The sequence below is a fragment of the Peptoclostridium sp. AF21-18 genome, from assembly GCF_003478825.1.
In the GTDB taxonomy this organism is placed as follows: Bacteria; Bacillota; Clostridia; order Peptostreptococcales; family Peptostreptococcaceae; genus Peptacetobacter.
Window position 1 is genome coordinate 1 of sequence record NZ_QUGE01000026.1, and the last position, 12,816, is coordinate 12,816.

The 12,816-nt window shown below is 32.4% G+C and carries 14 protein-coding genes; 11 read left to right on the forward strand and 3 right to left on the reverse strand.

The annotated features are described in order from the left end of the window. Positions 1-291, forward strand: a 291-nt coding sequence (locus DWX74_RS09240) for an RNA-guided endonuclease InsQ/TnpB family protein (protein ID WP_147382062.1), incomplete at its 5' end; no start/stop codon positions are given. A gap of 179 nt (positions 292-470) precedes the next feature. Next, positions 471-1,115, forward strand: a complete 645-nt coding sequence (trmB, locus tag DWX74_RS09245) for a tRNA (guanosine(46)-N7)-methyltransferase TrmB (RefSeq protein WP_006440432.1) — start codon at positions 471-473, stop codon at positions 1,113-1,115. 278 nt (positions 1,116-1,393) lie between these two features. Here trmB and DWX74_RS09250 read toward each other — a convergent pair whose 3' ends face one another. Then, positions 1,394-1,672, reverse strand: a complete 279-nt coding sequence (locus DWX74_RS09250) for a hypothetical protein (protein ID WP_118549693.1) — start codon at positions 1,670-1,672, stop codon at positions 1,394-1,396. Positions 1,673-1,983: 311 nt separating this feature from the next. Between DWX74_RS09250 and DWX74_RS09255 the strand changes: the two genes are divergently transcribed. The 5 genes from DWX74_RS09255 (at position 1,984) to DWX74_RS09275 (ending at position 6,666) form a co-directional block, all read left to right on the forward strand. Then, positions 1,984-2,511 carry a biotin/lipoyl-containing protein gene (locus DWX74_RS09255; protein ID WP_118549694.1) on the forward strand — a complete coding sequence of 176 codons (528 nt, stop codon included), beginning with the start codon at positions 1,984-1,986 and terminating at the stop codon, positions 2,509-2,511. A gap of 12 nt (positions 2,512-2,523) precedes the next feature. Next, on the forward strand, positions 2,524-3,876 hold the full coding sequence (gene accC / locus DWX74_RS09260; RefSeq protein ID WP_118549695.1) for an acetyl-CoA carboxylase biotin carboxylase subunit: 1,353 nt from the start codon (positions 2,524-2,526) through the stop codon (positions 3,874-3,876). 11 nt (positions 3,877-3,887) lie between these two features. Further along, on the forward strand, positions 3,888-4,823 hold the full coding sequence (gene accD / locus DWX74_RS09265) for an acetyl-CoA carboxylase, carboxyltransferase subunit beta (RefSeq protein ID WP_118549696.1): 936 nt from the start codon (positions 3,888-3,890) through the stop codon (positions 4,821-4,823). A gap of 2 nt (positions 4,824-4,825) precedes the next feature. Further along, a complete protein-coding gene (locus tag DWX74_RS09270; protein ID WP_118549697.1) occupies positions 4,826-5,758 on the forward strand; it encodes an acetyl-CoA carboxylase carboxyltransferase subunit alpha in 933 nt (310 codons plus the stop codon). Positions 5,759-5,844: 86 nt separating this feature from the next. Next, a complete protein-coding gene (locus DWX74_RS09275; RefSeq protein ID WP_118549698.1) occupies positions 5,845-6,666 on the forward strand; it encodes a hypothetical protein in 822 nt (273 codons plus the stop codon). An 80-nt stretch (positions 6,667-6,746) separates the two neighbouring features. On the opposite strand, the gene DWX74_RS09280 is transcribed toward DWX74_RS09275, so the two are convergent. Beyond that, entirely contained in the window at positions 6,747-7,664 is a 918-nt protein-coding gene (locus DWX74_RS09280; RefSeq protein WP_118549699.1) for a LysR family transcriptional regulator, read from the reverse strand. A gap of 226 nt (positions 7,665-7,890) precedes the next feature. Between DWX74_RS09280 and DWX74_RS09285 the strand changes: the two genes are divergently transcribed. The 4 genes from DWX74_RS09285 (at position 7,891) to DWX74_RS09305 (ending at position 11,923) form a co-directional block, all read left to right on the forward strand. Then, a complete protein-coding gene (locus tag DWX74_RS09285) occupies positions 7,891-8,820 on the forward strand; it encodes a 4Fe-4S dicluster domain-containing protein (protein WP_118549700.1) in 930 nt (309 codons plus the stop codon). A gap of 247 nt (positions 8,821-9,067) precedes the next feature. Further along, positions 9,068-10,030: a porphobilinogen synthase gene (gene hemB, locus DWX74_RS09290; RefSeq protein ID WP_006440441.1), complete on the forward strand. Its 963-nt coding sequence runs from the start codon at positions 9,068-9,070 to the stop codon at positions 10,028-10,030. A gap of 307 nt (positions 10,031-10,337) precedes the next feature. Beyond that, positions 10,338-11,066 carry a class I SAM-dependent methyltransferase gene (locus DWX74_RS09295; protein ID WP_118549701.1) on the forward strand — a complete coding sequence of 243 codons (729 nt, stop codon included), beginning with the start codon at positions 10,338-10,340 and terminating at the stop codon, positions 11,064-11,066. 416 nt (positions 11,067-11,482) lie between these two features. Continuing rightward, on the forward strand, positions 11,483-11,923 hold the full coding sequence (locus DWX74_RS09305) for a hypothetical protein (protein ID WP_118549702.1): 441 nt from the start codon (positions 11,483-11,485) through the stop codon (positions 11,921-11,923). Between the two features lie 71 nt (positions 11,924-11,994). Here DWX74_RS09305 and DWX74_RS09310 read toward each other — a convergent pair whose 3' ends face one another. Then, a complete protein-coding gene (locus DWX74_RS09310) occupies positions 11,995-12,660 on the reverse strand; it encodes a hypothetical protein (RefSeq protein ID WP_118549703.1) in 666 nt (221 codons plus the stop codon). Positions 12,661-12,816 lie beyond the last annotated feature (156 nt).

Below are 12,816 nucleotides of genomic sequence, written 5' to 3' on the forward strand. Positions count from 1 at the left end.
GAAGATTTAAACGTACAAGGTATGATGAAAAACAAGCATTTATCAGAAAAAATTGCTGACTGTTCATTCTATGAAATATTCAGGCAATTAAAGTATAAATGTCAAAATAAAGGAATTGAATTTATAGTAGCAGATAGATTTTATCCTTCATCAAAGATTTGTAGTAAGTGTGGAAACAAAAAAGAAAAATTAAGTCTATCAGAGAGAACTTATATATGTGAATTCTGTGGAAATGTAATTGATAGAGATTTTAATGCAAGTTTAAACTTAAAGAATTTAGCTTACAACTAAAACTGTAAACTAAATGTGTACCGATACGTTAGTCGGGAATTTAAGCCTTTGGAGAAGTATACAAACTAAAGTAGCTATTATTTGATTAGTGAAATAGGCTTCGGTTAATTAGGAAATAGAATTTGTAGTTTTTTATAAGTAATTTATAGAAATTTATAGATTTTATGTAACGGACATAGATGAGAAGAAGAAAGAAAAAAGGTGCCGATTTAAAACTTCTTAGCTACACAGACTGCGTATTCCACGAAAACGTAGAAGAAATGGCTGGAAAATGGCACGAAAGATTTGGAAACGAAAATCCAATACATATAGAAGTTGGGACTGGAAAAGGACAGTTTATAACTACATTAGCTGAACTAAACCCAGATAAAAACTACATTGCTATGGAAATAAAGGAAGAAGTATTACTTCATGCCGTATACAAAGCAAAAGAAAAAGGACTTACAAACATACTATTCATATGGGGAGATGTAAAAATGCTTCCAGAATACTTTGATGTTGCCGAACTTGCTAGAATATACGTAAACTTCTGTGATCCATGGCCTAAAAACAGATGGGCAAAAAGAAGACTAACTCACTCAGACTTCTTAAACATATACAGAAGGGTATTAGACGAAAATGGAGAAATCCACTTCAAAACAGATAACGAAAAACTATTCGAATTCAGCCTAAACGAAATTGCTGAAAACGACTGGAAACTAAAAAATATATCTCTAGACCTTGCAAACAGTAATTACGAAGAAAACGTAACTACTGAATACGAAGACAAATTCATGGCTCAGGGAATGAAAATATACAGACTAGAAGCAGCCAAAAGAAAATAAAAATTTATATGTTAATAACTCTCGGGGATTGAAGTCATAGACAAACTCCTCTCCAGGCTTCGACGTGTGTGCACGTAAAAGTTTTTGGTGTGATAATGTTGCACGTCTGCAGAATTGTCGAGTTCGTTTTGTCTATGCACTTCAATCCACCAAGCTAGTTATTATCCATATAAAATTGATTTGAACATAGCCTAAGGGTAAGAAACGAATTAACAACGATAATTAAATATTGTAATATTAAAATCCTACTGTCAAACAAGATAGTAGGCTTTTTCTCATTAGAAGATTGCTTCTCTTTTTCTCATAGAGAATAGTCCAAATAGTATTATTAGACAGTGCACCGCATACAGTACAATTCTAACTTTTATCACTTCAAATCCAAAGATCAATTCTGTAGAAGATGACGGTGGCAGAATAGCTAAAATTGCTGCAATAAGCATAACTATTGGGTTGATAACTATCTGCTTATCCGATCTAAAAATTAAAATCTTACCAGCCCAAAGAAAAGTTAGCACAAAAAATGCTATCTTCAACGCAAAATCTATAGTTTCTAACATCACAAATACATTCCTTTCTCAAAAAAACATTAAAATCAAATCTAATTATAGAGTACATTTCATACAAAAATTATCTAAAAAAATAATACCGTACAAAACTCATACACTATAAAAAAGTATAATAAATAAAAATTGAAATTTCAATACCTAAAGCAGAATAATTGTACAAATAACTAAAATTAAAACATAAATTAAAAACAATTTTAAAATGTAAAATAAAATTACAAGGGAATGGAAGAGAGTTTTTTATTTACTAGTATTAGTTTTTATGATATATTATTAGTACTAGGTACTAATAATAGGAGGTAAAAATGAATTTTAAAGAGATAAAAGAGCTTTTAATGCTTATAGACAATACAAAACTTGAATACGTAAAACTAAACACTTCAGACATAGAGCTTGAAGTTTATAAAAAAGTAGTTGGAAATATAGAAATAGGAACAAAAAATACTTCAGTAGTTGAAAATAAAGAAAATAACATAGAAAAAGTATCGGCTACAAATAACAGGACAAATGAAGAAAACAACATAATAAACACAAACGATACTTTAGAATATGAATTAGTAAAAGAAGATGTGGTTGAATTTGTAGGTGAGAATTTAAAAGAAGTAAAAGCACCACTTATCGGTACTTTCTATGAATCCCCAGACCCAGATTCTCCAGCATTTGTAAGTGTTGGCGACCATGTTGAAAAAGGAGACACACTTTGCATAGTTGAAGCTATGAAATTAATGAACGAAATTAAAAGTGAATTTACAGGAAAAGTTGTAGAAATAAAAGCTGCAAATGAAAGCATGGTAGAGTACGGACAGACTTTATTTGTGATAGAGGAAGACTAGAAGGAGAGAAAAATGAAAACTTTGAATAAAATACTAATCGCAAACCGTGGGGATATAGCTGTTAGAATAATTAGAACTTGTAGAGAAATGGGAATAAAAACAGTAGCTATTTACTCAGATGCAGATAGAGATTGTATACATAGATTTTTAGCTGATGAGTCTATTTGTATAGGCCCTGGAAATATCGCAAAAAGCTATAACAATATAGACAATATATTATACATTGCAGAAAAATTAGAATGTGATGCGATTCATCCTGGATTTGGATTCCTATCTGAAAACCCAGAATTTGTAAGAAGATGTAAAGAAAAAAACATAATTTTAATAGGGCCATCAGAAGAGCAGATGGTGCTTATGGGAGATAAATCAAAGGCGAGAAGTACAATGCAGAAGCTTGGAGTACCAGTTGTTCCAGGGTCTAAGGCTGTTTTAAAAGACAAAGAAGAAGCTAAAAAAATGGCTGAGGAAATAGGATACCCAGTTATGATAAAAGCATCTGCAGGTGGTGGCGGAAGAGGAATGAGAATCGTTCACCAAGCAGAAGACTTAGAAAAATCATTTGAAATAGCTAAATCAGAGGCAATTTCATACTTCAAAAACGGCGATTTATACATGGAAAAATTTATCCAAAACCCAAGACACATAGAAGTTCAGGTATTTGGGGATAAATTTGGAAATGCTATACATCTAGGAGAAAGAGATTGCTCAATGCAGAGAAGAAATCAGAAAATGATAGAAGAATCTCCAAGTTGTTATTTAAACGATGAAGAAAGAAAAGGATTATATGAAAGTGCATTAAAAGCTGTTAAAGGTACTAATTATGAAGGAGCCGGAACAGTTGAATTTATAGTAGATAAGGATAAAAACTTCTACTTCATAGAAATGAATACGAGAATTCAGGTAGAACACCCAGTAACTGAGATGATAGTAGACAAAGATTTAATAAAACTTCAGATACAGATTGCAGCAGGCAACCCAATTCCATTCAAACAGGAAGATGTTTTAATGAGAGGCCATGTTATAGAATGTAGAATAAACGCAGAAAATCCAGAAAGCGGATTTACACCATGTCCTGGAGAAATTGAGGAGATAAATATACCTGGTGGATTTGGAGTGAGATTTGACACATTTGTATACGCAGGGTACAGCATACCTCCGCTATACGACTCAATGATTGGAAAATTAATATGCAAGGCTGATACAAAAGAAGAATGTGTCGCAAAAATGAACGGCGCATTAGATGAGCTGATAATCGACGGAATAAAAACAAACATAGAATTCCAGAGAGAGTTAATAAATTCTGATGAATTCCTAAACGACACACACGACACAGGATTTATAGAAAGAAAATTAAACGAAAGATAGGTGATAGATAAGTGTTAAATGGATTACAGCTTTTTAAAAAAGAGAAACAAAAGAATAAAGCTAAGAAAAAAAGCGACAACTACACATCTATCCCTATAAAAATTCAAGAAAAAGAAGAAACTAAAGAGGATGGAAATTACATAGCAAACAACCACGAATCTAATAATATAGACGATAGATTTTGGAGTAAGTGTACAGAATGTGGTGAGTACACATTTAACAAGGATTTAGAGGAGAATTTATTTGTATGCCCAAAATGTAATAAGCATATGAGGATGAATGTAAGAGATAGAATAGAAATGCTTACAGATAAGGGTACATTTATTGAGATAAATAAGGAAAGTGATGTAGTGGATCCTTTAAAATTCCCTAATTACATTGAAAAAGTAACATCGTACAAAGAAAAAACTCACGAATCAGAATCTGTTGTAACAGGTGTTGGAAGAATTAACGGAATTAGATATGTTCTATGTGTGATGAATCCAGCGTTCATGATGGGAAGTATGGGATCTGTCACAGGGGATAAGATTTCGTATGCATTTGAATATGGTGCAGAACATAATATTCCAGTTGTTATTTGTAGTGCATCTGGTGGTGCAAGAATGCAAGAAGGAATGATGTCTTTAATGCAAATGGCAAAAACTTCACGGGCTGTTACAAAACTTGCTGAAAAAGGGCAGCCGTATATTTCAATTTTGACGGATCCTACAACAGGTGGTGTAAGTGCTAGCTTTGCAATGCTTGGAGATATTATAATATCTGAGCCAAAGACGCTTATTGGATTTGCAGGAAAAAGAGTAGTTAAACAGACAATAGGTAGAGAGCTACCTGAGGATTTCCAGACTGCTGAATTTATGATGGAGCATGGATTTTTGGATATGATTGTAGAGCGAAAAGATTTAAAGGATACGATTTACAAAATTTTGTACATGCATAAGAGGAAGTAAAAATGGAAAGAAATGTAGAACAGATAAAGAAGAATATAAAAAATTTAAAGGAAATTTCTAAAACGAGTGGGCTAGATTTTTCTGACAAGATAGTGTATTTAGAGGAGATTTTAAAGGAAGAGGAATCTAAGAAATTTAAAAGTCTAACTCCATACGAAAAGGTGAGCATAAGTAGGGATATAAAAAGACCTACTGCACTTGATTATATAAACAGAATTGTAAGCAATTTTATCGAGCTTCATGGCGATAGAGGGTTTGCAGATGATAGGGCTATCGTAGGCGGTATTGGAAAAATTGGCAAATATTCGGTGACTGTAGTTGGAAATCAAAAGGGCAGTAGTACAGAGGAAAATATCTACAGAAACTTTGGTATGGCAAATCCAGAAGGATACAGAAAAGCTCTTAGACTTATGAAGCAGGCAGAGAAGTTTAATCGCCCAATTGTGACATTTATAGATACATCTGGTGCATACTGTGGAATTGGTGCAGAGGAAAGAGGTCAAGGTGAGGCGATTGCGAGAAATCTTATGGAAATGAGTGCACTTAAAGTACCTGTTATTGCAATAGTTATAGGTGAAGGCGGTAGTGGTGGAGCACTTGGAATTGGAGTAGGAAATGAAATTTGTATGCTTGAGCACTCTGTTTATTCTGTAATATCTCCTGAGGGGCTTTCAAGTATATTGTTTAAGGACTCTTCAAAAGCAAAAGACGCTTGTGAATATATGAAGATGACTGCACAGGATTTAAAAGAATTAAAAATAATCGACCACGTGATTGATGAGCCTGTTGGTGGTGCTCAAAATGATCCAGATAAAGTGGCTGCGGATATGAAAGAGTATATAATTGATAGATTAAATTATTACACTAAATTTAGTGAAGAAAAAATTAAAAATCACAGATACGAAAAATTTAGAAATATAGGAAAGTACTTCTAATAAAATTATTAAAAATAAGGTGAAAATGTAACAAAAGAAGTTTATAATATGTTTATGATACTTTTGAGGGAAGGAGATTAAATATATTGAAGCTTTTTTTGTTTGATGGGTTGTTCAATGCAGCCTATTTTATATTAGGTACGTTTTTGTTAGGGCTTATACTCAATTTTATAGAGGATAGAAATATAGATTATTTGCAAAATGGGCTTGGGCGCAAGGGAATTTTGGTTACTGGAATTGTAGGAGTTCCAATACACGAGATGAGCCATTTTTTAGCGTGTAAGTTGTTTGGACACGATGTCGAAAAAGTCGAGCTTTTTAGACCTACAAAGAGCAAGTCTGATGGAGTGCTTGGGAGAGTAGTTCACTCGAGAAACAAGGGTAATGTCTACAAGATGATTGGAGATTTCTTTATAGGAACTGCACCGGTTATAATAGGAAGCTTTATCGTGTACGTGTTGATAAAATTCTATTTAGGCAGCGAGTTTACGATATTTAATATGATTATAGATATTGAGAAGAGCTTAGAAATGATTGAAAACCTGGATTTATTCAAGTTTATTGTGCATATAGTTATGGCTGGGATAAATACACTGTTTTTAATTATAAGTTCGCCATCGCTATTTTCTATAAAAGGAATAGTTCTTTTATTTGCGATTTACTCAATTTGCATACATTTGTCGCTTAGTAGAGCAGATATAGAAAATAGCAAGAGTGCAATTCCTATAGTTGTGCTTATAATCGTGCTTTGTACGGTTATTTTTGGACTTATGGGGATAGATTTTAGTGGGAAGTTTATAAGATTGGTTACTTATATGTTCCTGATTATGACGACCTGCATAATAATATCTATACCGGTGACTGTATTATCAATGATGATATCTGCAATTTTCGGCAGATTTAGATAAAAAATAAAAAGAGTTAGGCTGTTATAAGATTTTGTAGTAGCTAACTCTTTTTATTTTGTAAAAATTTAATGTGTTTGTGATTAAGATAGTATTCCGTATTTTATATCTTCTAGTATGTTAAATTCTTTGTTTTCTTTTACGATTTCTATGAATTTTTCAGCGTATTCAGGCAGTTTTCTGTTTTTATGGTATACAACAGAGAATGATCTGTTCCATTCTTTAGTTTTGTTTTTAAATGCGTACATTTCACCGCTTTTGATTTCTTTTTCAAAGAGTCTTAAAGAAGCTACAGTTACGCATCCGTCGTTAATTACAGCCTGTTTGATGACTTCTGGAGAGCTTGCTTCCCAAGTTGCATTTATTTTTAATTTGTGTTTTTCAAGGTATTTTTCAAAAAGTTCTCTTGTTCCGCTTCCAGGTTCTCTAAGGACAAAGTTGACATCTTTTAAATCAGCAAATGTGATGTGCTCTTTACCGTAGAATGGATGATTTTTTGAACATAGAAGCACCAAGATATCGTCCACTTCTGGTATGGAGATTAGCTCCTTGTTCTTAACTTTACCTTCGACAACAGCCAAATCAAGCTCTGATTCAAGGAGAAGGGATTCTATATTTTTAGTGTTATTCATTCTTATATATGTTTCAACGTTTTTAGTATTTTCCTTAAATTCAGCTAAAACTTTAGAGATAAAGTTTGTTCCAACAGTTACAGTTACGCCTATTCTAAGAGTTTTAACGTCTTTAAAAGCATTCATACCTTCTTCTAATTTGTCAAATTCTGCTAAAACATTTTTAGCGTATTCTAAAAGTTTCTTGCCAGCTTCAGTTATGTATAATTTTTTAGAAATTCTATCAAATAATAATACGCCGTAGTAGTCTTCTAGTTCTTTAATTGCTTGGCTTACTGCAGGTTGAGATATGAAAAACTTTGACGCTACTGTACTCATTTTTCCATTTTCAGCGACACTTACAAAAATTTTTAAATGTCTTATTGTCATAGGAATTCCTCCTTGAATTAATGAATGATTTATAACTTAATTATAGCATAAAGATTACAAGTAACTATAAGGAAATCTTATTGAGAAGATAATTTAATATAATTTTAAACCTATATGAAAAAGTGTTATATTAATAAGTAGAGGCTTTTTAGGTAACAAAATTATTAATAAGGAAATTTTAGACTATAAATTGGGAAAATCACTAAATTTTTAAGGAGGAGTTAGTATGGCAACATTAACAGTAAGTAAGGCAGAAGAGGCTAGAGTAAAAGCATTGGGATTCTTTAGCAACAAGGGAACAGATAATTTTTCAGGAAGAGTAATTACAAAAAATGGTAAGGTAAGTGCAGAGGTTCTTAGAAATGTAGCCGAAGCAGCAGAGAGATTTGGTAATGGAGAAGTTTTAGTTACTACAAGATTAACTTTTGAATGTCCAGGAATACCATTTGAAAATATAGAGCCATTTATGGAATTTTTAGCAGAAAAAGGGCTAGAAACTGGTGGATCAGGAAAGAGAGTTAGACCAGTTGTATCTTGTAAGGGGACAACTTGTCAGTATGGGCTTATAGATACTTATGATTTATCAGAAAAAATACACGACGAATTCTATTCAAAATGGCATGATGTAAATCTACCTCACAAGTTCAAAATAGCTGTTGGTGGATGTCCAAATAACTGTGTAAAACCAAACTTAAACGATTTAGGTGTTATAGGGGCGAGAGTTCCAGCTATAAACTTAGATAAATGTAAGAGCTGTAAAAAATGTGCTGTTGAGGCAGTATGTCCAGTTGGAGCAGCTAAATTAGTTGATGGAACAATGGTTGTAGATTACGATAAATGTATAAACTGTGGTAGATGTATAGAAAAATGCTATTTTAAAGCAATGGATACACAGAAACAGGGATACAAAGTATATGTTGGAGGAAGATGGGGTAAACAGATTTCTCATGGTAAATTATTAGGAAAAATATTTACAGACGAAGCAGAAATAATGAAAACTATAGAAAAAGCAATATTATTCTTCAGAGAAAACGGAAACTTTGGAGAAAGATTCGCAGTTACTGTAGAGAGAGTAGGATTTGATAAAGTTGAAAAAGAACTTTTAAGCGATGATATACTTTCAAGAAAAGACGAAATACTAGCAAGAGAGTTTTAGTTTAATAAATTCACAAAAATTAAAATAGTTCTATTTTAAAACTCTAAATATGAAAATTTCAACACTTATTTGTATTTTAACTTGTAAAAATTTTAATATAAAGTTAAAAAGACTAGACTTTTTAACCAAATACATTTAAAATAAATACAGGTGTTAAATAAAGTAAAATTTAAGTAATACATTCTAACTCTAAATATTTTTAAAAGATTGTTAGAAATTTGTTAAAAGTTTAAATGGAGGAATTGATATGTTAAAAAGACCTAGAAGACTTAGAATAAGCAAAGCAATGAGAAATTTAGTAAGAGAAACTAAAATAGATGTAGACGATCTTATATACCCACTATTCGTTGTTGAAGGTGAAAATATAAAAGAAGAAATACCTTCACTTCCAGATGTTTATCATTTTTCAGTAGATATGTTAGAAGCTGAAATAAAAGAAATAGTGGAATTAGGTATAGAACACGTTATAATGTTTGGTATACCAGGTGAAAAAGATGCTTGTGGTTCAGAAGCATTTGCAGATAACGGAATAGTTCAGAGAGCTGTTAGAAAAATAAAAGAAGTAGCTCCAGAGATGAACGTAATAACAGATGTTTGTATGTGCCAATACACAAGCCACGGACACTGTGGAATATTAACAGAAAAAGGTTATGTTGATAATGACCAGACATTAGAATATTTAGCTAAGATAGCAGTTAGCCACGCAAAAGCAGGTGCTGATATGGTAGCTCCTTCTGACATGATGGATGGAAGAATAGGTGCTTTAAGAAATGCACTTGATGAAAATGGATTTGAAACAGTAGGAATAATGGCATACAGTGCAAAATATGCTTCAAGTTTCTACGGACCATTTAGAGATGCTGCAAACTCAGCTCCATCATTTGGAGATAGAAAAACTTACCAGATGGATCCAGCAAACAGTACAGAAGCTTTAAGAGAATGTGCTTTAGATATAGAAGAAGGAGCAGATATAATAATGGTTAAACCTGCACTTTCTTACTTAGACGTTATAAGAAGAGTTAAGGATAATTTTGATATGCCACTTTGTGCATACAATGTTTCTGGGGAGTACTCAATGCTTAAGTTAGCAGTTAAGGAAGGGCTTTTAAATGAAGATGCTATAATGGAAGCAGTTACTTCAATAAAAAGAGCTGGTGCGGATATGATAATAACATACTTTGCCAAAGATATCGCTAAGAAAATAAAATAATTAATATTGGGATATAGAAAAGAAGGGAAGTAGTCAAAAGGACTCCAGGCTTCAGCGCCTCGCACTTTAGAGTAACACATTTCAAAGTTGCGAGGCGCTTGCAGAATTGTCGTTGTTTTGACTTACTTCCCTTCTTTTTTATCACAATAATTAATTATGTTTATAAGTCTGTCGCTCGTACAAGGTGTGTAGACTGGTTTGAAGTTAAATATTTTGAGAAAATTGAAATATATTATTTATAGTCTTTGTAGTATACTTTATATAAATAAAGTAAATTTTAAATTAGAAGTTGTGGAGGTAATTATCAATGAGAAATATTTACGATAATAGTGAATTTTTTGCCGCATATGCGGAAATGGGAAGAAGTAAAGATGGTCTGAAAGCTGCTGGAGAGTGGCATCAGTTGCAACCGTTATTCCCTAAATTACAGGGAAAAAAAGTTTTGGATTTAGGATGTGGTTACGGTTGGCATTGCAAATATGCCGCACAAATGGGAGCTACTGAAATTCTTGGTATTGATAGTAGTCAAAAAATGATTGCAAAAGCAGTAGCTGATAACTCTGATGACAAAATCAAGTATAAAGTTTGCGGTGTTGAAGAATACATTTATCCTGAAAATAATTATGACCTAGTTGTTTCTAACCTGGTACTGCACTATATCGAAAATTTAGCTAATGTTTATCAAAAGGTGTATTGCACATTAAAAGTAGGTGGGTATTTCCTATTCAATATTGAACATCCGACTTTCACCGCAGGTGTTAATGAGGATTGGATTTATGATGAAAATGGGAAAGCTAAATATTGGCCAATCGACAATTACTATTACACAGGCGAAAGAGAAACCAATTTCCTTGGTCAACGAGTAATTAAACAGCACCACACATTAACGCAGATATTGAATCCACTTATAAAATGTGGTTTTCAAATTGAGGCTATTGAGGAAGCAATGCCTCCGGCATATATGATGGGTATGCCGGGAATGTGTAATGAAATGCGTAGACCTATGATGTTGTTGGTTAAGGTTAAAAAGGTTTAATAAACAACTTTCAGTTTGACGACGGAGTAATGGATATGAAAATCCGAGAAGTGAATGAGAATAAAAAGCAGTTTATATCATTATTGTTATTAGCTGATGAACAGGAGAGCATGGTTGATCGCATCGTTTTATGAAAAATGCAGATTTGTCCGTTCTCACAATATTCCCAATTTCTTTACGGACAATTATGACCACCCAATCTATGAGTGTGGTGTACAGTTAATAGATATGGTATATTTGCAAAGATGTTTATATATATAGGAATTATTATATATATTATTATGTCTGGAATAGATAGATTTGTTTATTATATTCCGAATATGATTTATGTTCCAATAGCAATTTTAGGTATTGCCCTTATTTTGATTGGTTTTTCAAGGATAAAAATAATCAGTAAATTATAGGAGTTGACTTATATGATAAAGAATAAGAAGGATTTTGTTGTTTGGGGAGTGACTTTTATTTCTTTGGCGCTTCTTGATTTAGCGTTGTGTTTTGCTAAGGATTTTGATTATTATTCTGTTATGATGACGTCCTTGATGTTTATGTTCGGGTTGAATGGGATAGTTAATTCAATGTTTGATGAGAGCGATAAGGAGAGAGAAGAGCAGAGAAAGGTAGATTCAGCGATTGAGTTTAAGGCTAATAATATAGCGATTACTGTTACTAAGATTTGTGTTGTGTTGTTTTTCGGTGGGATTTATCTTCTTAGAGGAACTACTTGGATTACAGAGGCGCTTATGGGATATGGTATGGTTGCGATGGTTGTTTTTGATGTGATGATTTTCTCTGAGTTTTTTGCGAAGATTTATTATATAAGAAAAATAAATAAAAGAAAAGGACAAGATAATAACTAATCTGTGATTTTAGTCTAAGATAAGTTAATTTTCTTGTCCTTATTTTATTTGATTTTTATGCTATAAAAATTCTATTCTTCATTAACCAACATAGAGTCTGCGTATTTTTCTGCAGCTTTTTCACTGTTAAATGTATCAAGTCTTACAAGTACATAAGTATTGTTTTTATCTATTTCTGAAGTGAAGTCTTTGTAGTCGCCGTTTTTATGGTCAATAGATTCCATTGCGTTGTTGTATGAGTAAATAAGCGCTGATAGGACATATGAGCCACCTGGAACAAGTTTTACATTGTATTCTTCACCTACATCTTCTGCACCAAATGATGGCATAACTGCGTTTGGAGCTTTTTCATCTTTGTTTAATAAGCTTATGTCAAATTTAGTACGAGTAGAAGTTGATGATAGGTTTAGTGTACAATTTTTCCAATCATCAGAAACGTCGTAAATCATAGTGAAAGATTCTTTATTGCTTTCGTCAGCAGATCCACCAAACATAACCACATTGTTTTCTACCATAGAGCCATTTTTCCAAACTTCATAAGAAAGCACTGTTCCTTTAACATCTTCTGGGTAGTTTACATCCACTACAAATGGATATTCCCCTGATAAAGCTGCAATCTGTTTTTCTCTTTCTGTCAATGTTACTGGAGTTACATCAGATACTTTTCCAGCCTGAGAGCAACCTGCTGCTAGAAGAGATACTGCTAAAATTGATGCTAAAACAAGATTTTTTTTCATAATAATTCTCCTTTCGAGAAATTTTTTTAAATAATAGAAGTCTTTTTTATAACATATATATCCTTCCAATTTATTTTATTTAGTTTATTATACTATGAAAAGGATATTCACAAAAGAATTAATATCAAAAGATACAAAATTGTAATATAATTCGAA

What these genes read in the sequence shown, in the direction of transcription:
- trmB (WP_006440432.1), top strand. Translation starts at nt 471, where the DNA reads ATGAGAAGAAGAAAGAAAAAAGGTGCCGATTTAAAACTTCTTAGCTAC.
- DWX74_RS09250 (WP_118549693.1), bottom strand. Translation starts at nt 1,672, where the DNA reads ATGTTAGAAACTATAGATTTTGCGTTGAAGATAGCATTTTTTGTGCTA.
- DWX74_RS09255 (WP_118549694.1), top strand. Translation starts at nt 1,984, where the DNA reads ATGAATTTTAAAGAGATAAAAGAGCTTTTAATGCTTATAGACAATACA.
- accC (WP_118549695.1), top strand. Translation starts at nt 2,524, where the DNA reads ATGAAAACTTTGAATAAAATACTAATCGCAAACCGTGGGGATATAGCT.
- DWX74_RS09270 (WP_118549697.1), top strand. Translation starts at nt 4,826, where the DNA reads ATGGAAAGAAATGTAGAACAGATAAAGAAGAATATAAAAAATTTAAAG.
- DWX74_RS09280 (WP_118549699.1), bottom strand. Translation starts at nt 7,664, where the DNA reads ATGACAATAAGACATTTAAAAATTTTTGTAAGTGTCGCTGAAAATGGA.
- DWX74_RS09285 (WP_118549700.1), top strand. Translation starts at nt 7,891, where the DNA reads ATGGCAACATTAACAGTAAGTAAGGCAGAAGAGGCTAGAGTAAAAGCA.
- hemB (WP_006440441.1), top strand. Translation starts at nt 9,068, where the DNA reads ATGTTAAAAAGACCTAGAAGACTTAGAATAAGCAAAGCAATGAGAAAT.
- DWX74_RS09295 (WP_118549701.1), top strand. Translation starts at nt 10,338, where the DNA reads ATGAGAAATATTTACGATAATAGTGAATTTTTTGCCGCATATGCGGAA.
- DWX74_RS09305 (WP_118549702.1), top strand. Translation starts at nt 11,483, where the DNA reads ATGATAAAGAATAAGAAGGATTTTGTTGTTTGGGGAGTGACTTTTATT.
- DWX74_RS09310 (WP_118549703.1), bottom strand. Translation starts at nt 12,660, where the DNA reads ATGAAAAAAAATCTTGTTTTAGCATCAATTTTAGCAGTATCTCTTCTA.